The 23,605-nt window shown below is 65.3% G+C and carries 19 protein-coding genes, 1 tRNA gene and 1 riboswitch; of the genes, 14 read left to right on the forward strand and 6 right to left on the reverse strand.

What is annotated here, in order from left to right; genetic code table 11:
• The first annotated feature begins 12 nt into the window (after window positions 1-12).
• Genes AXYL_RS12815 through AXYL_RS12830 form a run of 4 tightly spaced genes read left to right on the forward strand, consistent with a single transcriptional unit; the run spans window position 13 to window position 3,833 of the window.
• Window positions 13-696 carry a MarC family NAAT transporter gene (locus AXYL_RS12815; protein WP_013393219.1) on the forward strand — a complete coding sequence of 228 codons (684 nt, stop codon included), beginning with the start codon at window positions 13-15 and terminating at the stop codon, window positions 694-696.
• Window positions 683-1,717: a DUF4105 domain-containing protein gene (locus tag AXYL_RS12820; RefSeq protein WP_013393220.1), complete on the forward strand. Its 1,035-nt coding sequence runs from the start codon at window positions 683-685 to the stop codon at window positions 1,715-1,717. Before AXYL_RS12815 ends, AXYL_RS12820 begins: the two co-directional genes overlap by 14 nt.
• Window positions 1,714-3,618, forward strand: a complete 1,905-nt coding sequence (locus AXYL_RS12825) for an esterase/lipase family protein (protein ID WP_013393221.1) — start codon at window positions 1,714-1,716, stop codon at window positions 3,616-3,618. Before AXYL_RS12820 ends, AXYL_RS12825 begins: the two co-directional genes overlap by 4 nt.
• Complete coding sequence (locus tag AXYL_RS12830) at window positions 3,618-3,833, forward strand: hypothetical protein (RefSeq protein WP_041653410.1); 216 nt, start codon at window positions 3,618-3,620, stop codon at window positions 3,831-3,833. Before AXYL_RS12825 ends, AXYL_RS12830 begins: the two co-directional genes overlap by 1 nt.
• 42 nt (window positions 3,834-3,875) lie before the next feature.
• Here AXYL_RS12830 and AXYL_RS12835 read toward each other — a convergent pair whose 3' ends face one another.
• Entirely contained in the window at window positions 3,876-5,156 is a 1,281-nt protein-coding gene (locus AXYL_RS12835; protein WP_013393222.1) for an LLM class flavin-dependent oxidoreductase, read from the reverse strand.
• 174 nt (window positions 5,157-5,330) lie between these two features.
• Window positions 5,331-5,437, forward strand: a riboswitch (TPP riboswitch).
• Between the two features lie 107 nt (window positions 5,438-5,544).
• Between AXYL_RS12835 and AXYL_RS12840 the strand changes: the two genes are divergently transcribed.
• On the forward strand, window positions 5,545-6,996 hold the full coding sequence (locus tag AXYL_RS12840) for a sodium:solute symporter family protein (protein ID WP_013393223.1): 1,452 nt from the start codon (window positions 5,545-5,547) through the stop codon (window positions 6,994-6,996).
• 47 nt (window positions 6,997-7,043) lie between these two features.
• On the opposite strand, the gene AXYL_RS12845 is transcribed toward AXYL_RS12840, so the two are convergent.
• From AXYL_RS12845 to AXYL_RS12855, 3 genes are read right to left on the reverse strand one after another with little or no spacing between them, the layout of a single operon-like run.
• Window positions 7,044-8,555, reverse strand: coding sequence for an AMP-binding protein (locus AXYL_RS12845; protein ID WP_013393224.1), 1,512 nt, complete (start codon window positions 8,553-8,555; stop codon window positions 7,044-7,046).
• Window positions 8,552-9,766 carry a thiolase family protein gene (locus AXYL_RS12850; protein ID WP_013393225.1) on the reverse strand — a complete coding sequence of 405 codons (1,215 nt, stop codon included), beginning with the start codon at window positions 9,764-9,766 and terminating at the stop codon, window positions 8,552-8,554. Before AXYL_RS12850 ends, AXYL_RS12845 begins: the two co-directional genes overlap by 4 nt.
• A 25-nt stretch (window positions 9,767-9,791) precedes the next feature.
• Complete coding sequence (locus tag AXYL_RS12855) at window positions 9,792-10,925, reverse strand: ABC transporter substrate-binding protein (RefSeq protein WP_013393226.1); 1,134 nt, start codon at window positions 10,923-10,925, stop codon at window positions 9,792-9,794.
• Window positions 10,926-11,047: 122 nt separating this feature from the next.
• Here AXYL_RS12855 and AXYL_RS12860 point away from each other — a divergent pair, with 122 nt between their 5' ends.
• Together AXYL_RS12860 and AXYL_RS12865 are read left to right on the forward strand one after the other, a co-directional pair.
• Window positions 11,048-12,004, forward strand: a complete 957-nt coding sequence (locus AXYL_RS12860) for a LysR substrate-binding domain-containing protein (protein ID WP_013393227.1) — start codon at window positions 11,048-11,050, stop codon at window positions 12,002-12,004.
• A 378-nt stretch (window positions 12,005-12,382) separates the two neighbouring features.
• Window positions 12,383-13,096 carry an autoinducer binding domain-containing protein gene (locus tag AXYL_RS12865; RefSeq protein WP_013393228.1) on the forward strand — a complete coding sequence of 238 codons (714 nt, stop codon included), beginning with the start codon at window positions 12,383-12,385 and terminating at the stop codon, window positions 13,094-13,096.
• A gap of 103 nt (window positions 13,097-13,199) precedes the next feature.
• Here the strand turns inward: AXYL_RS12865 and AXYL_RS12870 are convergent.
• Window positions 13,200-13,275, reverse strand: a tRNA-Ala gene (locus AXYL_RS12870).
• Between the two features lie 66 nt (window positions 13,276-13,341).
• A complete protein-coding gene (gene xth / locus AXYL_RS12875) occupies window positions 13,342-14,124 on the reverse strand; it encodes an exodeoxyribonuclease III (protein WP_013393229.1) in 783 nt (260 codons plus the stop codon).
• A gap of 362 nt (window positions 14,125-14,486) precedes the next feature.
• On the opposite strand from xth, the gene AXYL_RS12880 reads away from it, so the two are divergent.
• The 7 genes from AXYL_RS12880 (at window position 14,487) to AXYL_RS12910 (ending at window position 23,603) form a co-directional block, all read left to right on the forward strand.
• Entirely contained in the window at window positions 14,487-15,008 is a 522-nt protein-coding gene (locus AXYL_RS12880) for a sigma-70 family RNA polymerase sigma factor (protein WP_013393230.1), read from the forward strand.
• A gap of 107 nt (window positions 15,009-15,115) precedes the next feature.
• On the forward strand, window positions 15,116-15,364 hold the full coding sequence (locus tag AXYL_RS12885; RefSeq protein WP_013393231.1) for a FecR/PupR family sigma factor regulator: 249 nt from the start codon (window positions 15,116-15,118) through the stop codon (window positions 15,362-15,364).
• A 300-nt stretch (window positions 15,365-15,664) separates the two neighbouring features.
• Complete coding sequence (locus tag AXYL_RS12890; protein WP_013393232.1) at window positions 15,665-15,913, forward strand: MbtH family protein; 249 nt, start codon at window positions 15,665-15,667, stop codon at window positions 15,911-15,913.
• Window positions 15,913-16,665: a thioesterase II family protein gene (locus AXYL_RS12895; RefSeq protein WP_013393233.1), complete on the forward strand. Its 753-nt coding sequence runs from the start codon at window positions 15,913-15,915 to the stop codon at window positions 16,663-16,665. Before AXYL_RS12890 ends, AXYL_RS12895 begins: the two co-directional genes overlap by 1 nt.
• Window positions 16,643-17,341 carry a 4'-phosphopantetheinyl transferase family protein gene (locus tag AXYL_RS12900; protein ID WP_013393234.1) on the forward strand — a complete coding sequence of 233 codons (699 nt, stop codon included), beginning with the start codon at window positions 16,643-16,645 and terminating at the stop codon, window positions 17,339-17,341. Before AXYL_RS12895 ends, AXYL_RS12900 begins: the two co-directional genes overlap by 23 nt.
• Window positions 17,338-18,315, forward strand: a complete 978-nt coding sequence (locus AXYL_RS12905) for a TauD/TfdA family dioxygenase (RefSeq protein ID WP_013393235.1) — start codon at window positions 17,338-17,340, stop codon at window positions 18,313-18,315. Before AXYL_RS12900 ends, AXYL_RS12905 begins: the two co-directional genes overlap by 4 nt.
• A 26-nt stretch (window positions 18,316-18,341) precedes the next feature.
• Window positions 18,342-23,603, forward strand: coding sequence for a non-ribosomal peptide synthetase (locus AXYL_RS12910; protein WP_013393236.1), 5,262 nt, complete (start codon window positions 18,342-18,344; stop codon window positions 23,601-23,603).
• Window positions 23,604-23,605: the final 2 nt, after the last annotated feature.

Here is a 23,605-nt window from a genome sequence, read left to right on the forward strand (position 1 = left end):
GCGCACATCGCTATGATCGACGACCTGCTTCAACTGGGAAAACTCGTCAGCCTGGGGCTGGCCCTGATGCTGCCGCTGGCCAATCCCCTGACCTCCATGACGCTGCTGCTGTCCCTGGGCCAGCAGATTCCCTACAAGGAGCGCGAACGCCAGGTCAAGCAGGCGGCGTTCTACGTGGTCGGCATCATGGTGGTGACCTACTACGCCGGCGCCTGGATCATGCATACCTTCGGCATCTCGATCCCGGGGCTGCGTATCGCCGGCGGCCTGATCGTGGCCAGCATCGGTTTCAGCATGCTGTTCCCGTCCGCGCCGTCTACCGCGTCCGAAGCCGACGTGGCGGACGCCCAGGCCAACCGCCAGACCCCCAACATCGCCTTCGTGCCGTTGGCGATGCCGGGGACGGCCGGGCCGGGCACGATCGCCATGATCATCAGCGGCGCGGCGACCCTCGACGCGTCGGTGTCGCAGACCTACGCGGCCTGGGTGCTGGCGGTGACGCCCATCCTCGTGTTCTCCCTGCTGGGCCTGCTGTTCTGGATCTGCCTGCGTTCAGCCGGACGCATCGTGGCGGTGATTGGCCAGGGCGGGGTGGAGGCCATTTCCCGCATCATGGGCTTCCTGTTGGTGTGCATGGCGGTGCAGTTCGTGATCAACGGCGTTCTGGAAATCGTGCAGCAGCATGGCGGCATCTAATCCTGTCCGGCGCGGCTGGTTGGCAACCACCGGGCGCATCGCCTTCAGCCTGACGCTGATTTTTTCCGGCCTGTGGGGCTGCCTGGCGTTGGCTTACCGCGTGCCGGGCGGGCAGGTCGCGCAAGGCGCGGCGGCGCTGGCCTGGGCCGCGCTATGCCTGTATGCGGTCGTCGCGCTGTGGCGTGGACGCACGCGGCGCGCCATCTGGACCTGGCTGTTTGGCATGGCCGCGTTGTGTGTGTGGTGGCAGACGCTGGCGCCCTCCAACGACCGGATCTGGGCAGACGACGTGGCGCGCACGCTGCGCGGCAGCGTTTCCGGATCCATCGTCACCTTGGACAGCGTGCGCAACTTCGATTGGCAGGCCGATACCGATACGCGCTACACGGCGCGCTGGGAAAGCCAGCAATACAACTTGAACGAGCTGACCTCGGTGGACATGGTGCTGTCGTACTGGGGCAGCCCGGCCATCGCCCACACGCTGGTTTCCTTTGGCTTCAGCGACGGCCGCCACGTCGTGTTCTCGGTCGAGATCCGCAAGGAGCGCGGCGAACAGTTCTCGGAGATCGGCGGCTTCTTCAAGCAGTTCGAACTGAGCGTGATCGCCGCCCAGGAGCGCGACATCCTCTACGTGCGCGCCGGGCCGCGCGCCGAGCGCGTGTACCGGTATCCGGTCGACATGCCGGTGCCCGCCATGCGCGAATTGTTCTTGTCGTATGTGCGCACCGCGAATGAACTGGCCGACCGGCCGCGCTTCTATCACACGGTGACGGCCAACTGCACCACGCTGGTCTACGCCATGGTGCGCGCGATCGTGCCGGGCCTGCCCATGGACTACCGCATCCTGCTGTCCGGCTATCTGCCGGAATACCTCTACGAACAGAGGGGGCTGGACACCGGCAAACCCCTGGCCACGCTGCGCCAACAGGCCTACCTCGGCAAGCCCGCCTTGCCTGGTCCGGATCCGGTCGAGTTTTCGCGGACCATCCGCCAGCCGGCGAAAGCGGGGGCCGCGCAATGATCGGGCTCTGGCATGCCGGCGCGAAAGGCTGCGCGATCCTGGGCCTGCTGGCGTGCGCGGGTTGCGCGGGCGTCAAAGTGTCCTCCGTCAGTACGCAGGATTACATCGCCCAGCGCCGCGGCGATGTGCTTACTACTGGTCAGCTCAGCGCCTCCGCGCGCGAGTCCATGGCCGTGCTGGGCCTGAACGCGCAGGATTGCCGCAAGGACCGCGACGCCTGCACGCAGTCGCTGGCCACCATGGAAGGGCTGGACAGCGAACGGCGCCTGGCCACGCTGTCCGAAGTCTGGCTGATGGAGGCGCTGGCCACGGAAAAGCAGCGCCCCGCGACTCAGGCCGACCAGGACGAGCTGCTGGACGCTTACCTGCAAACGGCGCGGGCCGCCTACGCCTATTTGTTCTTCACGCCGCGCTCGCCCAGCGACCGCGCCTTCGAAGACCGCCAGACGCAGGTGCGCGACTATTACAACTACGCCGTGCAGCAGGCCGTCACGCGCCTGTTCGAGCAGTATCGCGGCCGTCCGCCGGAACCCGGAACGAAGATGACGGCCGGCGCCTGGCAGGTGCTGGGCGAAATGTCCGACGTCAAGCTGCCCGGCGGCAAGCAGTTCCCGCACGAACTGGTGCCCGCGTCGACCTTGACCTTCCGGGGACTGCGCAGCATGTACCGGCGCGACGGCTTCGGCGCTGAACTCGTGGCGGTCACTGCGCGCCGCGTGAACGATGCTGATACCTTCAAGACGCCATACAGCGAAACGCCTTTTCCCGCCGTGACCATCATCATGGGCTTTCCCGGCGACACGCTGGAGCAGGTCATGGCGTCGCAGGAAGCGACCCTGGCGGCCTACGACCCCTACAAGCGGGACACGGTGGAACTGGCCGGCACCACGGTGCCCCTGGCGGCCAACTTCACCTCGGGCTACGGCCTGTGGCTGGCGCGCTCGGGCTTCGCCACCCAGGCGCTGCGCAACGTGCTGGGCAAGGAAGAGGGCATCGACGCGCCGCACGTCTACTTGTTACAGCCCTATGACCCGGACCGGCGCACCGTCATCATGCTGCACGGCCTGGCCAGCAGCCCGGAAGCCTGGATCAACGTCGCCAACGAGGTCCTGGGCGACGAAACCCTGCGCCAGCATTACCAGATCTGGCAGGTCTACTACCCGACCAACGCGCCGCTGGCGTTGAACAACCGCGCCATCCGCGACGCGCTGCGGCAGACCATCGAACATTTCGATCCCATGGGCGCCGCGCAGGCCTCGCGCGACAGCGTCATCATCGGGCACAGCATGGGAGGCGTTTTGAGCCGTCTGCTGGTATCCTCGTCCGGCACTGTGCTGTGGGACGCGCTGCGCGACCACGCCAAGCTCGACGACACCCAGCTCGCCCAGGCGCGCGCCGAATTCGACCCCGTGCTGACTTTTGACGCGTTTCCCGGCATATCGCGCGCGGTATTCATTGCGGCGCCGCACCGGGGCACGCCGTTTGCCGAGAACACTTTGTCGCGTTGGCTGTCCAACCTGATCACGCTGCCCGTGACGGTGGTCAGGCAGTTCGCCAAGCTCAACCGCCTGGCCGACGCCGATGGGCCGCCCCGGCCCGAATCCTCGATCCGGGTGCCCAACGGCGTGGACAACCTGAGCGAAAAGGACCGATTTGTGAGATTGACCGCTTCCATGCCGATTTCGCCGGCGGTGCGCTACCACAGCATCATTGCGAACCACACGCCCGGCGTGCCGCTGGCCGATTCGGACGACGGCCTGGTGCCGTACCGCAGTGCGCACCTGGACGGCGCCGAATCCGAGAAGATCATCAGCTTCTCGCATAGCGTGCAAGAAACGCCGGAGGCGATCCTGGAGCTCAGGCGCATTCTGCGGCTGCAGCTGGAGCAGGGGGCGCGTTGATGCACGGGTTATTGCTTGGCCTGCTCCTCATCGCCGCCTGCGCGCTCACTGCCGCGCTGTTGCGCCAGCCGGGCGTACTGCTCTACGACTGGATCGCGACGCGCGCAAACAGGCGGCGGGCCGCCGTCCGCCAGCAGCCAGTCGCCATCCATGAGGCGGGGGCGCGCGAAACCGGTCAGGCCAAGCGCAGTCAGCCCGCCACCCTGGCCGGATAAGCGTCGCCGCCAGTTCGACGGGGCCTGCCAGGGAGCGCCGCCTTACCTGGGTTCCAGCCCCAAGTGTCCGCGCAGCGTGCTGTGCTGGTATTCGCTGCGGAACAGCCCGCGGCGTTGCAGCACCGGAATCACGTGCTCGATGAAATCGTCGATGCCCCCGGGCAAGGACGGCGGCATCAGGTTGAAACCGTCGGCCCCTTCGTTCCGGTACCAGTGCTCCAACTTGTCGGCGATCTGCTCCGGCGTGCCCACCATGGTGCAATGGCCGCCGCCGGCCGCCAGCCGTCCGAGCAACTGGCGCACCGTGGGTTTTTCGGTCTCGATGATGCGCAGGATGGTCGCGTAGCGGCCCTTGGGGCCGGTGAATTCGGACAAGGGCGGCAGCGCCGGCACGGGCGCGTCCAGCTCCCAGGCGGAGCAGTCCTGCAGCACGAACGTGCCCAACTGGCGCAACGAGGCGTCGCTGGGCAGCAGCACGTCCAGTTCACGCTGCTTGGCTCGGGCTTCGGCCTCGGTCGAACCGACGTAGGTGACCAGGCCCGGCATGATGGGCACGAAATCCTGGCGGCCGGCGGCCAGCACGCGCCGCTTGATGTCGCGGTAGTAGGCTTGCGCCGCGGGCAGGTCGTAGGCGACGGCGTAGATCGCTTCGGCGCGCCTGGCGGCCAGGTCGCGGCCCTGGTCCGAGGCGCCAGCCTGGAACAGCACCGGACGGCCTTGCGGCGGACGCGGCACCGTCAGCGGGCCGTCGACCAGGAAATGCTCGCCGTGATGGCCGATCTTGTGCACGCGCGCGGGCACACCGTAGTCGCCGGCGCGGTCGATAGCCAGGGCGTCCTGGTCCCAGGAGTCGAACAGCTTGAGCGCGACGTCGACGAATTCCTCGGCGCGCGCGTAGCGCCAGTCGTGTCCCGGCATGGACTCGTAACCGTGGTTGCGCGCTTCCGCGTCGAACATGGACGTGACCACGTTCCAGCCCATGCGTCCGCCCGAGATATGGTCCAGCGACGCCACCATGCGGGCCGCATGGAAGGGCGTGAAAAAGGTGCTGGAAACCGTGCTGATCAGGCCGATGCGGGAGGTGGCCCGCGCGATCGCGGCCATGGCGGTCAGCGGCTCCAGGTACCAGCGCGGGCCGTCGCCGATGTTGTCGACCGATTGCCCGTCGGCGAAGAAGATGGCGTCCAGCTTGCCGCGTTCGGCGGTGCGCGCCAATTCCTCGTAGTAGGCGATGTCGCCCAGGCGCTCGGCGGCGGAATCGGGGTGGCGCCAGGCGGCGCGATGGTGGCCGCAGCCGAAGATGAACAGGTTCAGATGCAGCATGGCGATCCGGCCCAAACAGGGGCGGTAAAAGGCGCGATAGGCATGGTCAGGCTCTACGATTGCAGCGGCGGACATACAAACGGCCGCCGCACGCGGGCGAACTTAGCACAAAAGTTGCAGGCGGGTCTCCACGCCGGACGCGTTGACATTGCCGTGCCGCTCTCCTAATCTTGCGGCAATTCCTGGGGGAGCCCTGCAAGGGCTGAGATTCCGCGCTATCGCGGTAACCCTTTGAACCTGATCCGGGTAATGCCGGCGAAGGGAAGGACATCGCGCAGTCCGCGCGCCCTCCCTAGACTTTCATTCATCTTGCGGCCTGCGCACCCAGCGTGGCGGGGCCGCCGCGTTGCGCGTCCGGCTGCCAGCCGGCAGCGGGAGGACCGATACCATGTTGACCCAATCAAGCGCCCTGATGTGGCTGCTGCTGTTTTCTGGCGGCTTCGCCTTGGCCAGCGTGCTGTACACGCGGCGCAAGCGTGGCACGCTGGAGGACTATATCGTTGCCCGCAACAGCCAGGGCGCCTTCGGCACCATCCTGACCTTGATGGCCTCGACCTTGGGCGCCTGGATCCTGTTCTCGCCCGCGCAAGCGGCGACCTGGGGCGGCCTGGCGGCGGTGATCGGCTACGCCCTGGGATCGATGTCGCCGCGCCTGGTCATGATTCCGCTGGGGCGGCGCATGCGCGAACTGATTCCGCACGGACACACCCTGACGGAATTCCTGATGGCGCGCTACGGCCGGCCCATGTATGGGCTGGCGCTGTTCATCATGCTGTTCTATCTCTTCATCGCGCTGTCGGCCGAAGTCACGGCGATCGCCAAGCTGGTCACCATGCTGGCGCCTGTGCCGCTGTGGGCCACCGCCGCCATCGTGATGGGCACCACCTTGCTCTACACCACCTACGGCGGTCTGCGTTCGTCGATCTTCACGGACCAGGTGCAGATGATGGTGATCGTGCCCTTGCTGGTGATCCTGTGCCTGGTCGGCTGGCAGGCCGCGGGCGGCGCCATGCCCACCATCGAAGCGCTGCAGGCCAAGGCGCCGCAGCTGCTGGACCTGACCGATCCGGTGGGCATCAAGGCCGGGCTGACCTTCTTCGTCGCCATCCTGCTGACCGGCATCTTCCACCAGGGCAATTGGCAACGCATCTACGCCGCGCGCGACGCGCGCTCGATGCGCAACGGCTTCCTGCTGGGCGGCTTGCTGGTCGCGCCCTTCATCTTCCTCATGGGACTGTTCGGACTGGCCTTCGTTGGCCTGGCGCCCCAGGGCGACAGCTCCATCGCGCTTTTCAGCGTCATCATGCCGCACGCGCCCGCGTGGTTCGTGATCGCCCTGATTCCGCTGGGGCTGTCGCTGGTCATGAGCACAGCGGACACGGCGATCAGCGCCGTCTCCAGCATCATCGCGGTCGACATGCGCCGCCTGATGCCCAACGCCAAGTCCATGACCATGAAGCGCCTGGCGCGCTGGCTGGTGCTGCTGATGGCCATTCCGGTCATGATCGTGGCTTCGCAGGGTTACAGCGTGCTGTACCTGTTCCTGCTGGCCGACCTGCTTTGTTCCGCCGCCGCGTTCCCGGTCTTCTATGGCCTGTTCAGCCGCAAGCACGACGGCCTCACCGCAACCGTCGCCACCATCTCGGGCCTCGTGGCTGGCTTGTTTTTCTTTCCGGCGCCGGGCGACAAGCCCTCGTTCCTGCTGGAGTCCTTCTTGCTGGCCGCGGTGGTGCCGGTAGCGACCACGGTGCTGATGCGCTGCCTGCTGCGCGGCCGCAAGGAATTCGATTTCTCGACCTTGAGCGCGGCGGTGCGCCGGCTGGATCAGGATCCGGTCTGAGTGGCAGCTCCGCGGCGCGGCGCCCGATGGCGGGCGCCGCGCCGCCATTACGGCGCGCGTAGCGCTTTCTTGTCCACCTTGTTGGCGCCCGTGTAGGGCAGGGCGTCCAGGATGCTGATCACGGCCGGCACCTTGTAGCGCGCCAGATTGGATTGGCAGTGCGCGATCAGCCCGGCTTCATCGACGGCCGCGCCCGCCCGCAGGACCACGAAGGCGCGGATGACCTCGCCGCGGTAGCTGTCCGGCCAGCCCACTGCAGCGGCTTCGGCCACGTCCGGATGCAGGTACAGCACCTCGTCGATCTCGCGGGGATACACGTTGTAGCCGCCGGAAATCACCAGGTCCTTCTTGCGGTCGCGGATGTACAGGAAACCGTCTTCCGCGTACTCGCCGATGTCGCCCGTGTATAGCCAGCCGTCGCGCAGCGTTTCGGCGGTGGCGTCGGGCCTGGCCAGATAGCCTTGCATGATCTGCGGTCCGCGCGCGCGGATTTCGCCGCGCTGGCCGGGCGGCAGCACGACCGTCCCCGTTTCCAGATCGACCACCTGCACTTCCGTGTTCGCGACAGGAGTGCCGACCGAGCCATGCCGGGTTCCGGCCGGACCGTTGTAGGTGAGGATGGGGCCGGCTTCGGTCTGGCCATAGCCTTCGTAGATCGGCGCGCCCACGGCGGCCTCCCAGCGCCGGTGCACCTCTTCGGCCAGCGGCGCGGATCCTGAATAGCAGGCGCGCACGCTGGACCAGTCGGTGGCCGCGAAGCGCGGATGCGACAGCAAGCCGGTGTAGATGGTAGGGCTGCCGGGAAACAAGGTGATGCGCTCACGCTCCACTGTGTCGCAGACGTCGTCGGGCCGGTAGCGCGGCAGCAGCACCAGCGTGGCTGCGGCGCTGGCGGCCAGGAACAGTCCCATGGCCATGCCGTAGGAATGGAACAGCGGCATGGCGCAAAGCACGCTGTCGGCGCCGTAGCGGGTGGGCAGGGCCAGTTCCCGTTGGAGCACATTGGTGGCGATGGCGTCGCGCCCGAGGATCACGCCCTTGGGCTGCCCGGTCGTGCCGCCGGTGTACTGCAATAAGGCCGGTGCCAGGGCATCGGCGTCGTCCTGCGGAGAATCCTCGTCGCCAGGCGCGGGCTCCATCCACGCGCGGGCCTCGTCCTCCGTGACCAGCCGGATACCTAGCGTCGCAGCCAGGGGTGCCGCGACGGCGGCCGACGGCGCATCGGCTATCAACAGTTCGGCCTGCGCGTCGCGCAGGATGAACTCCAGCTCGCGCGCCGTGTAGAGTGGGTTCAGGGGCACGTGCTGGTTGCCCGAGCATTGCAGCGCCAGCGTCAACACGCAGGCCAGGTCCGAGTTGCCCAGCAGCGTTGCGACCCGCGAGCCCGGGGCAGCCTGGACCCGCAGATGGCGGGCGGCCGCCCAGACTTCGGCGGCGTAGCGCCGGTAGTCGAGGCGGCGCGTGCCATAGACCAGGGCCGCGCGTTCGGGATAGTCGCGCGCCGCGCGGGCCAGCAGCGCGGGAATACGCGGGACTCCTTCCAGACCGAGGTCGCTCATCGTGCTGCTCCGGCAGCGTCCACGCGCAATACCACCGCCATGGCGCTGTCGCCGGCCGCGCATCCGGTGAACAGGCCCAGGCCGCCGCCGCGCTCGGCCAGCTCCTCGATGAGCTCGATGACGGACCGCAGCCCGGTCGGGCTCTGGGGGTGGCCCCACACCAGCGAGCAGCCATAGTTGTTCATGGCCATGACGTCGAACCCCGTGGCCCGCGCCAGCGCGATGTCGGACACCACAAAGGGATTGTGCGTCTTCACCGCGTGCAGGTCGGCCATCGCCAGGCCGGCGCGTTGCAGCGCGCTGCCGGCGGCTTCGATGGGTGCCTGCGGCATGTAGCCCTTTTCGGTGCGCGACTGGCCGAACGCCAGGATCTCGATGCCGATCTCGGGCCGGCGCGACCATTCACGGGCGCGCGCGGCGGTCGCCAGGATGATGCCCGCATTGCCGTCCGCCGGATGGGTCTGGCCGCCATAGGTGATGGTGCCGCCGGGCAGCACCGGCGACAGGCGCGCCAAGCCCTCTGCCGTGGTGGCGTGGATGCCTTCGTCGCCTTCCAGCACCGCTGCGGTTTTCGCATAGCGTGCGTCGGGCACCTCGAAGGGCAGCGTCATGTAGCGCTGCTGGAAGCGGCGGCCGTCGGCGCAGGCCTGCGCATATTGCTCATAGCGGCGCAGGGTGACGGCATTCTGTTCGTCCGTGGAGATGCCATGGCGCTCGGCCACGCGCTCCCCGGTCTGCAGCATGGACAGGCCGCTCCAGGGATCATGCGAAAAATTGTCCAACACCCAGTTTTCGTGCGAGCCGGAGCCGCCTGGGCCGGCCGGATCGGGATGATAGAGCTGCGGGCCGTTGGACACGCGGTCAGCCATGAGAACCAGCGAGGTCTCTGCGTGGCCGAGCATGAGCTCGGCCGCGGCCGTGGCCAGGCCGCGCACCGAGGTGGCGCAGGCCTGCGAGACCACCGGTCCCGCCAGATGGGGCGCGCCCAGCATGCCGGCCACCCAGGGCAGGCCATAGAACGAGCCTTGTTGTGGCACCGAGCAGCCTAGCACCGCGCTTTGCAGCGCCGTCGGGGCGATGCCGCGGCGCTCCAGTTCGCGGCGCGCGGTCCAGGCCGCGAAGCGCAGGCTGTGCAAGCGCGACAGGCTGCCCTGCCAGCGCGAAAAAGGGGTGCTCCAATACACGCCATAAGGAATGTGTACGCCGGTCATGCGGACTCCTGCTGAAAAAGGCGGCTCAGGGCAGGAACTGCCAGGCGCCCGAACGGGCCTGCATCAGCACGACGCCGCGCTCGTCCAGGCCGTTGTGGTTGGTGGGCGACATCATGTAGATGCCCTGGGTGCCGACGGTGCCCTGCAGGCTTTCCAGGGCGTCGCGCAGCGCCTGGCGGAAGGCTGGGGTGCCGGGCTGGGTGCCGGCCGGGATCTTGGCGACGGCCGCGTCCAGCAACAGATAGGCGTCGTAGGTGTAGGGCGCGAAGGCATTGCGCGAGTCCGCGCCGTAGGTCGCTTCGTACTGTTGGGCGTAACGCGTGGCTACCGGTTTGATCGGGCTGTCCGCAGGCAACTGCTCCACCACCTGCACCGGACCGCTGGGCACGATCACGCCATCCACGCCCTTGCCGCCGAGTTTCAGGAAATCCTTGTTGATGACGCCGTGCGTGTTGTATTGCACGCCCTGGTAGCCGCGCTCGCGCAGCGACAGATGAGGCAGGGCGCCCGGCGTGCCCGAACCGCCGACCAGCACGGCGCCAGGGTTGAGCGAGACGATCTTCAGCACCTGGGCGGTCACCGAGTTGTCGGTGCGCGCGTAGCGTTCGTTGCTGAGCACCTTGATGCCGCGCTTGGCAGCCGATTCTTGCAGCGCGCGGTAGACAGCGTCGCCCCAGGCGTCCGAGAAGCCGATGTACGCCACGGTCTTCACGCCGCGCTTGACCATGTCGGCAGTCAGCGAGTCCACCATCAGGTCTATACCGTGGGCCACCACGAAGATCCATTCGGCGCGGTCGGGGCTGACCACAATGGGCGCCAGCGACAACTGCGGCGTGCGCGCTTCGCGGGCGACTTCCGTGACGGCCATCGAAGTCGGCACATTGCTCGGGCCGATGATGGCATCGACCTTGTTTTCGGTGACCAGTTTGCGTGCCGTCTTGACCGCCGATGACGGATCGGTCGCGTCGTCCAGCGCGATGTATTCCACCGGCTGGCCGCCCAGCGTCTTGGGCAGCAGCGGCACGGTGCTGCGATATAGCGAGCCCATCGAAGCACCTGGCCCGGTGCTGCTGGCGATCACGCCGATGCGGATGTCAGCGACTGCGGCGCAAGGCGCCAGGGCGCAGGCCAAGGCCAGCGCGGCAAGACGACGATACATGGCTATTCCCCTTTTTCTGGATATGGCCCGGCTAGCGGGATGACCCCAGTATGGGCGTGTTGGTGATAACTGGATAATTGCGATTCCTTATCAATCGATAACCAACTTTCCGGGCCAAATCCATGTCGGAAACCCCCACCTTGCTGCAGCTGCGGTCGCGCCTGCGCATCCGCCACCTGGTCTTGCTGGACGAGTTGGGGCGGGTGGGCAATCTGCACCGGGCGGCCGAAGCGATGCACCTCAGCCAGCCTGCATTGAGTAAGCTATTGGGCGAGGCTGAAGCGCTGGCCGGCCAGCCCTTGTTCGAACGTTCGCACCACGGCGTCGCGCCGACCGCGCTGGGCCTCTTGATGATCGACCGCGCGCGCCTGCTGCTCAACGAACTGGACGCAACGCACGCCGAACTCGCGGCCGCCGCCAACGGCGCGACCGGCAAGGTGCGGGCGGGCATTTTTCCCGTGGTGGCGCATCTGCTGGTGCCGCTTGCGGTGCAGCGCCTGCAAGAGACTCATCCCGCCTTGCGCATCGAGTTGTCCGAAGGCCTGGAGAAACAGCTGCTGCCGGCCTTGCGCGCGGGTGAACTGGACTGCGTTGTGGGGCGGCTGGGGGTGGAGGGGGCGGACGCCGACCTGCAATGCGAGATCCTTTACGACGAGGCCACCGCCGTCGTCTGCGGCCCGGCGCATCCGCTGGCTGCGCGCCGCCGCCTGAGCGGCGCGGCGCTGGACCGTTGCCGCTGGGTGCTGCCCTCGCGTAACGCGGCGCTCTACAGCATGGTCGCAGCCGCCGTCTCGGCGCGCGGCGCGAGCTTTCCACAGGTCGCCATCGAATCGAGCGCCATCCTGACCATTGTTTCGCTATTGCAGCGGACCTCGCTGCTGTCCGCCGTTCCGCTGCGCGTGGCGCGGGCCCTGGCCGAAAACGGGCAGTTGGCGATCCTGCCGCTGGCCCTGCAGGCGCGGCTACACCCCGTGGGCATCATGACGCGGCGCGATGCGCGCGCCGCCGCCGCCGTTTCGCTGTTTCTGAATGCCTTGCGAGACGCGGCCACCACGATGCGCGCCGACGCAAGCGCCTGAAAATCGTCAGTCCTTCAGGCGGTCCTGGCCAGCGCGCAGACTCATCAGGGTTTGATGGGATCTAGGTCTCGTCCGGGGGCGTTCCGCGCCGATGGATTTCGGCGGCATGCCGTTTCTCCCGGGCCATTTCCAATCCCGCATCGCCGGCCGTCATTTTTAGAGTTCGGTGACCGGAAAAATATTATTAAAAAGCTGGAAACTCCATTTTCTCGCCGTCACCGAGGACTATATAAAAAGTGAAGTGGTAATCACATTTTATTATATTTTGAAATATTTCATGGGTTTAACTATATTGTGACAGCGGCGCTCATTTTTTGATTTTTCAGCCGTGCACCTTTCAAGTAATAGCGATGCAAATGCACGGGGACGGAATTTGGAATGAAGTCGTGGGCACAAGACCTTCTATTGACAACGAATAGCGCTACCTCGGAGCAAGCCGTTTTCACCAAGGTGGCGGCAGTAGCGCAAGAGCTGGGGTTTTCTTATTGCGCATATGGTTTGCGGGCTGCCCTGCCGTTTACCAACCCTCAGTTCGTAATGATCAGCGATTATCCGATCGCATGGCAGGAACGCTACGCACAGGCGCGCTACCTGGAAATCGATCCCACCGTGAAACATTGCAGCCGCTCCTCGATACCTATCGTATGGTCGGACAGGGTGTTTGCCGAAACGCCCGAACTTTGGGACGAGGCACAGGCGGTTGGACTCTGCGTAGGATGGTCTCAGTCGAACCTTGACGCATACGGAACCGGGGGCATGCTGACGCTGGCCAGGCAGAAGGAGCAGCTCTCCGATGCGGAACTGCTCAGCAAGGAATTGCGGATGCGATGGCTGGTGACGGCGGCGCACTTGGCATTCAGCAAGGTATTGCTGCCGCGATTCAAATTGGCGCCCAATGTGCCCCTGACTCGTCGCGAGACTGAAATTCTAAAATGGGCGGCGGATGGAAAGACCAGCAGCGACGTGTCCGAAATACTGGCAATTGCCGAGTCTACGGTCAGATTTCATACGAAGAACGCGATCTCCAAGCTCGGCGCCCGGAATCGGACAGCAGCCGTCGCGCGCGCCGCGCTGCTAGGACTCCTGAGTTGACCTTTGGGTGCGGGATTGAGGTCCCGCAGACGCCAAGACCGAGCCATCAAGCAAAACAGGGCACTACATCGCTAAATGTAGTGCCCTGTCTTGGCGGGAATCTTGGTGGAGCGGAGGAGGATCGAACTCCCGACCTTCGCATTGCGAACGCGACGCTCTCCCAGCTGAGCTACCGCCCCAATGAAGCAAGACCAAGAATATACAGGAATATTCCTGGCCTGCGCAACATGCCGCCAAACAAAAAATCAGGCGAATTCCAAGGTCGCAATGACCGGCGCATGATCGGACGGCTGCTCGTTGCGGCGCGGCTCCTTGTCGATGGCGCAGGCGATGCAACGCTTGACCAGCGGGGCGGACAAAAGGACATGATCGATGCGCAGGCCGGCGTTGCGGCGGAACGCGAACTGGCGATAGTCCCACCAGCTGAAGGATTTCTCCGGCTGCTCGAAGAGGCGGAAGGAATCCGCCAACCCCAGGTCGAGCAGGGCGCCGAAAGCCTTGCGTTCCGGTTCGGACACCAGCACCTGGCCTTCCCATTTCTCAGGGTTGTGCACGTCTTCGTCGGCCGGCGCGACGTTGTAGTCACCCAGCACCGCCAGCCGGGGGTACTGCTTGATTTCGTCGGCCAGCCAGGCGCGCATGGCCTCGAACCAGTCCAGCTTGTAGGCGTACTTGTCCGAGCCCACGGCCTGGCCGTTGGGACAGTAGGCGCAGACCACGCGCACGTCGCCTTCGGGGCTGGGAAAAGTCAGCGCCAGGACGCGCTGCTGCGGGTCTTCGTAGCCGGGGATGTTGCGCACCATGGACGTGCCGGGCACGCGCGAAATGATGGCAACGCCGTTATAGGTTTTCTGGCCGGCCCAGACAGCGTGGTAGCCGGCTTCGGTGAAGGCGGCCTCGGGGAACTTGTCATCCGTGAGCTTGAGTTCCTGGATGCACAGGACGTCGACCGGATTGGCTGCCAGCCAGTCCAGCACCTGCGGCAGGCGCACGTTCAGGGAGTTCACGTTCCAGGTGGCTAATTTCATGTTTCGCGTAGACCGTTTGTCGATGTGGTTCTCTGGGATGCTGCCAGCCAAAAACTCGTCTTGGCGACTTGTCAGGCTACAGATCCGGGGGCGGGGTTGGCGGCCGCCGGGGATAGAGGCAGATGATACCGTGGCTGCGCCGCCTGGGCGGGCGGTGCGAGCAGAGCTGAAGCCAGATCCGAGGCTTTCGGGAAAGCCTCGCGGCAAGCTCCAGGCTGTTGCGTCGAGTCCCTATAAAAAGCGCCAGGGTAGGGCCTCGCAGGCTTTGCGGCGATGGACATAGGCTTTTTCATTAATGATAATTGTTCGCAATAGATTGAGTTATTACAAGTCACGATAAATCTGTATGCGGAGGCATGTCGATGTCCATGGGTACGCAGGGGGCGGGGCTTGGAGACGTTTTCATTGCACATCGGGCGCGGCTTCGCCGTATTGCGCAAAGAATCGTCGGCACTCCGGAAATCGCGGACGACGTGACTCAAGACGCCTATTTGAAACTCATGGAAGGATCATGCGCTCGCGATGTAAGCAAGCCCTATAGCTACTGCTGCCAGGTGGTCCGCAATCTGGCGCTGGACCATTGCCGTCGCCAGGCCGTCGAATCCACATACCGCATCTATACGGACGACGGGGAATTGCCACAGGTTGCCGGCGGCTGCGTGCCGGACCGGCGCTTTCAGGAACGCCAGGTGATCGATGCCATCGACCAGATCCTCGGCACCTTGCCAATCAGGACGCGGCGCGCCTTCGAACTCTACAGGCTGGGCGGCTTTACGCAGCGGGAGGTGGCGCGGCAAATGGGCTGCTCGGCCACGCTTGTGAACTTCATGCTCCGCGACGCGACCCAGGCCGTGGCCTGCTGCCGGGATTTGCTGGAGGCTTGACGGCGCCGCGATCAGGCTGGCGTTGTTGAGCGTTCGTGAAAGCTATCGCTCATAACTTTTTGCTATACCATAGCGCCACCTGGTCTTCCAGCCGTACGAGGCAGCCTATGCGCGACAACGTGAATCCGAATCAGGATCCGATTTGGGATATCGCCTGGTCCTGGGTGTTGCGCCAACACGAACGCGAGAGCTTCGACGCAAATGCCGAAGCCGAACTGGCCCAATGGCTTGCCGCCGACGCCGCCCATCGCCAAGCCTACGACAAGGCCGGCCGCCTGTGGTTGATGGTGGGCCTGGTTCCTCCCGTCAGCGATATTGACATCCCTGGCTCTGCGGAGCGCGACGGCCCGGCCTAGCCCGCGAGCCTTCTTTCCCGCTGCCATGCCCATCAACGCAGTGCCGCCTTGCGGCGCTTGCGTCTTTTTCTCGCGAAAAACGTTGTTTGCCGACTCGGAATCCGCAAAGAGCGCCTGCGTGCGTTCGCTCGCCGCTATGCGGTAGTCCTGCTTCTTTTCCCTGCTCCTCATGAGTCCGCCTTCAAGTGCTTCGCGGCTAAACAAACCGAACATCTGACTCGTCTTTGATTGCGGTGACCCGCAAGTCGGCAGCCGGCCGGCCAAGCGTGAGGTCATTTCCTTCAATGCGCGAGGCAGCCCATGTCGACCAGTTGTTTTGACCGCGAGGACGAGACCTTCATCGTCCTCGTCAATCACGAAGAGCAGTACTCGATCTGGCCTCATTGGAAGGCAGTGCCCGGCGGCTGGCGAGCCGTCGATGGAGTCAAGGGAGACAAGAAGACCGTTCTCGACTACGTCGAGAAGACCTGGACCGACATGCGTCCGCTGTCGCTGCGCAAGTGGATGGACGAACAGGCCGCGGCCCGTTCCGACGTCGCGGCGGCCTGATGTCCAGTTCCACGCATATGCCGGCCATCAATCTGCTGGCCTTGCCCTGCGCGGGCGCGAGCGCAACCATGTACCTGCGTTGGCGCCGCCTTTTGCCGGAATGGATCCGCGTCGTTCCGGTGGAACTGCCGGGGCGTGGCGCAAGGACGGGCGAACCTTACGTCGAGGACTTCGCCCAGCTTGTGGCGCAGATCTGCAACGAGCAGGCTGCTGCGATGCAAGGCAGTTACGTCCTATTTGGCCACAGCATGGGCGCCTTGCTTGCCCATGCGGTGGCGCAGCGCCGGCATGCGCTGGCCCTTCCCATGCCTGAGGCCGTGTTCGTGTCCGCCAGTCCCGCGCCTTCGAGTCGGGATCCAGGCCGCTTTGCCGCCATGGACAACGACGCTGCCTTGATGGCCGATCTGCGCAGGCAGGGCGGCACGCCGGACGCGGTTTTCGAGAACACTGAACTCCTGCGTTTGACCCTGGATTCGCTGGCTGCCGACTACCGCGTCTGCGCGAATTTTCGTTATCTGCCGTCCGATCCGCTGTCCGTGCCATTGCACGTCTTCGCCGGGCGCCAGGACGACATCGACCCGCAACGCATCGAGGCTTGGCGGCGAGAGGCCCGCCATGCATACACGCTCGATTGGTTCGATGGCGCGCATTTTTTCATACGCCAGCAGGAACAGAAAGTGCTGGCGACCATCGTGCGCGAGTTGACTCGCCTGATTTCCGGAGTGGGCCATGCAGCCGCGGCAACTGTCTGATCTGCTGCCTGCCGGCATCCAGGTGTTCCAGCTTGCGCTGGATCTGGCCGCGCCCCTAGCGGACAGCGACCAGGCTTTGCTGAGCAGGGAAGAAGCCGAACGAGCGCTGCGCTTTCATCGGCATGGCGACAAGGTCCGCTTCGTGAGCGCGCGCGCGGCATTGCGCAGGCTACTGAGCGCGCGCCTGAATTGCTACCCCGGGCGCTTGAGGTTCGCGGCCAACAAACATGGCAAGCCGCGCCTGGACGTGGCGTGCTCGGCCGATCCCGCTCCGTACTTCAACGTTTCCCATGCCGGCGGCTTCGCCTTGATTGCCCTGTCGGACAGCGTTCCTGTCGGCGTCGATATCGAACGCCGCGATCCGCATTGCGATGTCGCCAGCCTGTCGCGGCTGGTGTTATCGACGCATGAGCTTGAGTCGCCCGAGGAGCGGCGACTCGACTTCTTCGACTGCTGGACGGCCAAGGAAGCCGTGCTGAAAGCCTTGGGCCTGGGCGTGGCTGAGCACTTGCAGCGCTTATCGGTGTTTGGGCCCGGGCCCGCCGGGGGAAGCTGCTATGCGCTGCACCGTGAAAACCTGGAAGGCCCAAACGTGGACGTCCTGCGTCTCGATTCACCGTCTGGTTATGCGGCCGCCCTGGCCTGGCAGCCGGACGCCAAGGGAGGATTGCGATGAATGATCTGGTGACCCGATTTGAACGCCAGGCGCCGCCTGGATCCGATCTGCCTGCGCTGATCACACCATCCCGTCGCGGCGAGCCGCTGCTGGAGGCCTTGCCGCGCTTGCGTGACGAAATCGAGACCAAGGTCGCGACGGTCGGTGGCGTGTTGCTGCGCGGCTTCGATGTCCCCTCGGTCGAAGGCTTCCGGGAGTTCGCCGCCCGCTTTGGCCATCCGCTGTTGAGCTACGAATTCGGCTCCACGCCACGCTCGGCGGTGGGCGGCGGGGTCTACACCGCGACCGAGTATCCGGCCCACCAGTCCATTCCGCTGCACAACGAACAAGCCTACACGCGCCAGTGGCCGATGAAAGCCTGGTTCCATTGCGTGACCCCCGCCGCAGAGGGCGGCGAGACGCCGATCGCCGACAGCCGCGCGATCTACCGGCGCATGCCCGCCTCGATCCGGGAACGCTTTGCGGCGGGTGTCATCTACGTGCGCAACTACGGCGACCTCGATGTGCCATGGCAGCAGGTTTTCAACACCGTCAACCGCGATGAAGTCGAGGCTTTCTGCCGCAAGAACGACATCCAGTGGGAATGGAAGCCCGATGGAGATCTGCGCACGACCCAGTTGTGCCAGGCCATCGAGACCCATCCCGTCACCGGCGAGGTGGTCTGGTTCAACCAGGCCCATCTCTTCCATATTTCCAACCTGCAGCCCGAGGTGCGCGAGTCCCTGGTCGAGTTGCTGGGCGTGGAGAACGTGCCGCGCAACACCTGCTTCGCGGACGGATCGCCGATCCCCGACGCGATGCTCGACGAGGTGCGTGCCGTGCTGGATGCAGAAACCGTCAGCTTCAAGTGGGAACAGGGCGACGTCACGATGCTGGACAACATGCTGGTCGCCCATGCGCGTTCGCCCTTCAAGGGACCACGCAAGGTGGTCGTGGCCATGGCCGAATCCCACGGCAACCTGGACAAGTTCTAAACGCATTGCCGAACAAGAGAACCCTCATGACGAATTCGCCTGTGCCGCAAGAGAAATTTGTTCATCCCGAGAATTTTGTCGACGGCCTGCGCCAGCTGGCTGCAGACCGGCCCGAGGACGTCGCGCTGACGGTGGTCGCGGGTCGGGAAGGCGAAATCGTCGAAACGGTCTTGACCTATCGCGCCTTCGCGCAGCGCGTGCTGGCGCTTGCCGCCTTGCTGCAAGCGCGCTACGAGAAGGGCGACCGGATACTGATCCTGCTCGACAACGATGAATACTATGCAGTCAGCATGTTTGCCTGCTTCCATGCCGGTGTGATTGCAGTGCCGGCGTTTCCGCCCGAATCCGCGCGGCCGCAGCACCTGGCCCGGCTTGCGGGGATCGTGGAGGACTCTCAGGCGCGGGGTGTGCTGACGACAGGCGCGTTACGCGCGTTGGTCGGGGAGGCGGCGCGCCAGTTCGACATGTTGGATATCGTGGCCGTCGACGAGGTCGATCCAGCCGAGGCCAGCCGCTGGCAGCCGCAAAGGCCGGACGGCGCCGACGTCGCCTTCCTGCAGTACACCTCGGGGTCCACTTCAGCACCCAAGGGCGTGATGGTGACGCACGCCAACCTGATGGCCAATGAGCGCGCCATCCGCGAAGGACTCTCGATCGGCGCCGGCGACAAATTCGGCGTGTGGTCGCCCTTGTTCCACGACATGGGCCTGATCGGCGGACTGCTGCAGCCTTTCTACAGCGGCATCCCCTGCGTGCTGTCCTCGCCGCGCTTCTTCCTGGAGCGCCCCGTGCGTTGGCTCGAGATGATCTCGCGCCATCGGATAACGATCAGCGGGGGGCCGGACTTTGCATACCGGCTGTGCCTGGACCGGGTCAAGGATGCCAACTGCGAGGGATTGGACCTGTCGAGTTGGCGCGTGGCCTACACCGGCGCCGAGCCGGTGCGGCAAGACACGATGGAAGCGTTCGTCGAACGTTTCGCGCCCATGGGCTTCAGCGCCGGCGCCGTTTACCCCTGCTATGGTCTGGCCGAGGCGACGCTGTTCGTCACGGGAGGGCGCCGCGGAAGCGGCATGGCGGTGGGCCGCTATGACAATGAAGCGCTCTCAAAGCGGCTCGCGGTCGCCCAGGCCGATGGTGCGGCATTGGTCGGCTGCGGCAGCGCCGCCCCGGGGCACGAGTTGCGTATTGTCGATACGCAGTCCGGCGAGCCCGCCGCTCAGGGCGCCATCGGCGAGATCTGGGCTGCCGGCCCCAGCGTGGCGGCAGGATATTGGAACAACCCGAGCGATAGCGCCGAGACCTTCGTCGAACGTGATGGCCATAGATGGCTGCGCACCGGGGACCTGGGCTTCGTAGACGGCGGCGAACTTTTCGTCGCGGGCCGGCACAAGGACATGATCATCGTCCGCGGACACAATCTGTATCCGCAGGACATCGAACGAGTGGTGGAAGAGGAGGTGGAGGCCGTACGCAAAGGCCGGGTAGCGGCCTTTGCTGTGGAACTCGACGGACAGGAAGGTATAGGCGTCGCGGCCGAGGTGTCGCGCGGTTTGCAGAAGCTCGTGCCGCCGCAGGCTCTGGTCGATGCGCTGGGCGCAGCGGTGAGCGGGCAATGCGGCGAGGCACCGAGAGTGGTTGTGTTGTTACAGCCAGGCGCGTTGCCCAAGACTTCCAGCGGTAAGCTGCAACGCACCGCTTGCCGCAAAGGATGGGCCGAGCGCACGCTCGATGCCTACGCGCTGTACGAGAGCGGGCGCTTCTTGATGGGCGGGGACATTGGCGAGGCGGCTGTGGATGGCAGAAATGCCCTCCCGGAAGATCAGATCCAGCCGTTGGCGAACGTTTGGCGCGACGTTCTCGGGCACGAAACGGCACGGCGGTACAGCAGCGACGCGCACTTCTTCACGCTGGGTGGGAATTCCCTGGCGGCGATGCAGTTGGCTGCACGCATCTCGCAAACTTGGGAAACCGACTTCCCGGTCCGGCAGGTTTTCGAATCGCCGCGGTTGGGCGAACAGGCTGCGGCCTTGCAGACCTGCCTGCAAATCGGGTCGCGCAAGCCTTTTGCCGGCATCCCCGTGCTGTCTGCGGAATGCCGCTCCAAGCCTCTGCCTCTGTCGTCTGCCCAGCAGCGGCAATGGTTCCTGTGGCGGCTGACCCCCCACAGCACCGCATATCATGTTCAGGGCGCGCTGCGTATTGCGGGCTTGCTGGATGTCGATGCCTTGCGTGCGGCCGTAGCTGGTTTGATCACGCGTCACGAGACGTTGCGCACCATATTCCGCGCGCGGCCGGATGGCGAGGCGGAGCAGATGGTGCTTCCTGGGGGAACCCTGGAGCTCCAGGTAGTCGACCTGCGCACCGTGACGAGCGCGGAGCGCGACGCGCAGGCTGCGCAAACGCTGCGCGCATTCCTGGCGCCGCCCTTCGACTTGACGGCCGGCCCCTTGGCGCGGGCAGCGCTGATGCGACTGGACGATCAGGTCCATGTACTGGCGCTGGCGATGCACCACATCATTTCGGATGGCGCTTCGATGCAGGTCTTGGTCGACGACCTGGCTGCGTTGTACGCGGCAGACGAGGCGCTGCCCGCCTGCTCAATTCAATATGCTGACTATGCCAGTTGGCAGCGCGACGATGCCGTGCGGGACGCTCAGGATCGCCAGTTGGCGTATTGGGTGGAGCAGCTCGCCATGCCCTCGGGCGAGTCACAGCCCGGCCTGGCTCTGCCTGCCGATCATCCCCGCCTGCCGGTTGCCCAATATCGGGCAGGATTGCACACCTTCGAACTCCCGGCCGAGCTGCTGGCTGCCCTGCGCTGCCAGGCCGAAGTCCATGGCGCCACTCTGTTCATGGCGTTGTTGGCCTCCTTGCAGGCGCTGTTGCACCGCCATACCGGGCAACGGGACGTCCGCGTCGGTGTGCCTGTTGCCAACCGCCCGCGAGCGGAGCTGCAGGGCGTGGTGGGTATTTTCGTCAATACGGTGGTATTGCAGAGCGATATCGAGATGCGTCAGAGCCTGGCGCAGGTGCTGGCACAGGTCCGGGAGCGCGTGCTGGGCGCGCAGGCAAATCAGGAAGCGCCATTCGAGCAGGTCGTCGAGGCGTTGCGGCCGGCGCGGAGCGCAGGCACCGCGCTGCTTTTTGACGTGATGTTCAACCATTCGCGGCGGGACTACTCGCAACTTCAACAGCGGTCGGGCTGGCGAGTGACTGAAGAGCCCACGGGGAATGAGCATGCGCAATTCGAGTTGGCCGTAGACACGGTCGAAGATGTTGACGGACGCCTGGTTGTGACCTTCCGCTATGCGGTGGAGCTGTTCGATGCCGCGACCATCGCCCGGATGGCGGGGCATTATGTGGCGATGCTCGGGGCGCTGGCTGACGCGCCAGAGCAGGCGGTGGGCGATGTGAAGCTGTTGAGCGACGCGGAGGGACGCAAGCTCAGGGCCTGGGGTGAGAGTCCACTACGATCTTCCAGGATTGAGCCGGTTCACCGGCAGATCGAGCAACACGTGCGCGCTCATCCGCGGACCGTGGCCTTGTGGTTCGGCGAGGAGAGCGTGAGCTATGAGGAGCTCAACCGCCGCTCCAACCGTCTGGCGCACAGGCTGATCGGCCTGGGTGTCAAGCCGGAGACGAGAGTAGGCATTGCCATGGAGCGCTCCATCGAGATGGTGGCGGGGTTGCTGGCGATCTTGAAGGCGGGAGGCGCCTACGTTCCGCTGGACCCGGAGCTCCCGGCCGAGCGGCTGGAGTACATGTTGGAGGACAGCGGTATCGAGCTGCTGCTTACGCAGAGCGGGATCCGTGGCCGGCTACCCGCCGACAAGAGGCTGCAGGTGCTGGAGGTCGATGCGCTCGATCTCGGCGGCGAGCGGGAACACGACCCCGGCGTGGCCGTGCACGGAGAGAATCTGGCGTACGTGATCTATACCTCGGGTTCCACGGGCAGGCCCAAGGGAGCGGCGATCCGCCATCGGTCGCTGGCGATCTGCATGAGCTGGATGCAGCAGACCTATGGCCTGACCGCCGAGGATGTCGTGCTGCACAAGGCGCCGTTCGGGTTCGACGTGTCTGTCTGGGAGATATTCTGGCCGCTGACGACTGGCGTTCGGTTGGTGGTGGCCGCGCCGGGTGACCACCGTGAGCCCGAGCGGATAACGGCACTGATTCGTCGGCACCAGATCACGACACTGAACTTCGTACCGGCGATGCTGCAGGCCTTTCTGGCGCATGAAGGCATCGAGACGCAGACGCGGCTGCGGTACGTGATGTGTGGCGGCGAGGCCATGTCCGCGGCCATGCAGAGCGAGGCGCTGCGCCGGCTCAGGGGTGTGAGCCTGCAGAACTTGTACGGCCCGACAGAGACGACCATCCACGTGACCCAGTGGAAGTGCCGGGACGACGGGCAAGGTCGGGTGCCGATCGGAAGGCCGATCGCCCAAACCAAATCCTACGTACTGGATGCGTCGCTGAATCTGGTACCGCAAGGGGTAGAGGGCGAGTTGTACATCGGTGGCGATCTGCTAGGCCGCGGCTATCTGGGTCGACCGGGTTTGAGTGCGGAGCGCTTCGTGGCGGACCCGTTCGACGAAACCGGCGGCCGGCTGTATCGCACGGGGGACCTGGCGCGGTGGAACGGGGAGGGGCAGCTGGAGTTCCTGGGCCGGACGGATCATCAGGTGAAGATCCGCGGCTTGCGGATCGAGCTGGGGGAGGTGGAGGCGCAGTTGCTGGCCCTGCCTGAGATTCGCGAGGCGGTAGTGGTAGACAAGGGTGCCCGACTGGTCGCCTACGTGTCACTGGCGGCGGAAAAGATGCTCGATGTGCGCGAACTGCGCGCTCGGCTTGCCCGGGTGCTGCCGGACTACATGGTGCCTGGAGTGATCGTTTCAATGGAATCCTTGCCCCTCAACGCCAACGGCAAGGTGGATCGCCGCGCCTTGCCGGAACCCGAAACGCCGTCCTTCCCGATATTCGAGGAGCCTGCGGGTGAGGTGGAGGCAGTGCTGGCGCAGCTCTGGAACGAGGCGCTCGGAGTCGAGTCTGTCGACCGCAATGACAACTTCTTCGAGCTGGGCGGGCATTCGCTCATTGCGGTCCGGATGGCGGCGATTCTGGCGAATCGTTATGCATTCGAGGTCCCAGTGCGCATGTTCTTCGAAGCCCCGATCCTGCGGGACTTTGCGTTGCGCCTTTCGGAGCAAGGGACGCCCGATGCAGGTTCGCGGCAGGACCGACTTGCGCTGATGCACAACCTGATGAGCGAATTCGAGGTTTGAAA

The organism is Achromobacter xylosoxidans A8 (assembly GCF_000165835.1).
Taxonomy (GTDB): Bacteria; Pseudomonadota; Gammaproteobacteria; order Burkholderiales; family Burkholderiaceae_B; genus Achromobacter; species Achromobacter xylosoxidans_B.

Bases quoted from the DNA above. Each gene is read 5' to 3' on its own strand.
- AXYL_RS12815 (WP_013393219.1), top strand. From the start codon at position 13: ATGATCGACGACCTGCTTCAACTGGGAAAACTCGTCAGCCTGGGGCTG.
- AXYL_RS12820 (WP_013393220.1), top strand. From the start codon at position 683: ATGGCGGCATCTAATCCTGTCCGGCGCGGCTGGTTGGCAACCACCGGG.
- AXYL_RS12825 (WP_013393221.1), top strand. From the start codon at position 1,714: ATGATCGGGCTCTGGCATGCCGGCGCGAAAGGCTGCGCGATCCTGGGC.
- AXYL_RS12830 (WP_041653410.1), top strand. From the start codon at position 3,618: ATGCACGGGTTATTGCTTGGCCTGCTCCTCATCGCCGCCTGCGCGCTC.
- AXYL_RS12835 (WP_013393222.1), bottom strand. From the start codon at position 5,156: ATGCTGCATCTGAACCTGTTCATCTTCGGCTGCGGCCACCATCGCGCC.
- AXYL_RS12840 (WP_013393223.1), top strand. From the start codon at position 5,545: ATGTTGACCCAATCAAGCGCCCTGATGTGGCTGCTGCTGTTTTCTGGC.
- AXYL_RS12845 (WP_013393224.1), bottom strand. From the start codon at position 8,555: ATGAGCGACCTCGGTCTGGAAGGAGTCCCGCGTATTCCCGCGCTGCTG.
- AXYL_RS12850 (WP_013393225.1), bottom strand. From the start codon at position 9,766: ATGACCGGCGTACACATTCCTTATGGCGTGTATTGGAGCACCCCTTTT.
- AXYL_RS12855 (WP_013393226.1), bottom strand. From the start codon at position 10,925: ATGTATCGTCGTCTTGCCGCGCTGGCCTTGGCCTGCGCCCTGGCGCCT.
- AXYL_RS12860 (WP_013393227.1), top strand. From the start codon at position 11,048: ATGTCGGAAACCCCCACCTTGCTGCAGCTGCGGTCGCGCCTGCGCATC.
- AXYL_RS12865 (WP_013393228.1), top strand. From the start codon at position 12,383: ATGAAGTCGTGGGCACAAGACCTTCTATTGACAACGAATAGCGCTACC.
- xth (WP_013393229.1), bottom strand. From the start codon at position 14,124: ATGAAATTAGCCACCTGGAACGTGAACTCCCTGAACGTGCGCCTGCCG.
- AXYL_RS12880 (WP_013393230.1), top strand. From the start codon at position 14,487: ATGTCCATGGGTACGCAGGGGGCGGGGCTTGGAGACGTTTTCATTGCA.
- AXYL_RS12885 (WP_013393231.1), top strand. From the start codon at position 15,116: ATGCGCGACAACGTGAATCCGAATCAGGATCCGATTTGGGATATCGCC.
- AXYL_RS12890 (WP_013393232.1), top strand. From the start codon at position 15,665: ATGTCGACCAGTTGTTTTGACCGCGAGGACGAGACCTTCATCGTCCTC.
- AXYL_RS12895 (WP_013393233.1), top strand. From the start codon at position 15,913: ATGTCCAGTTCCACGCATATGCCGGCCATCAATCTGCTGGCCTTGCCC.
- AXYL_RS12900 (WP_013393234.1), top strand. From the start codon at position 16,643: ATGCAGCCGCGGCAACTGTCTGATCTGCTGCCTGCCGGCATCCAGGTG.
- AXYL_RS12905 (WP_013393235.1), top strand. From the start codon at position 17,338: ATGAATGATCTGGTGACCCGATTTGAACGCCAGGCGCCGCCTGGATCC.
- AXYL_RS12910 (WP_013393236.1), top strand. From the start codon at position 18,342: ATGACGAATTCGCCTGTGCCGCAAGAGAAATTTGTTCATCCCGAGAAT.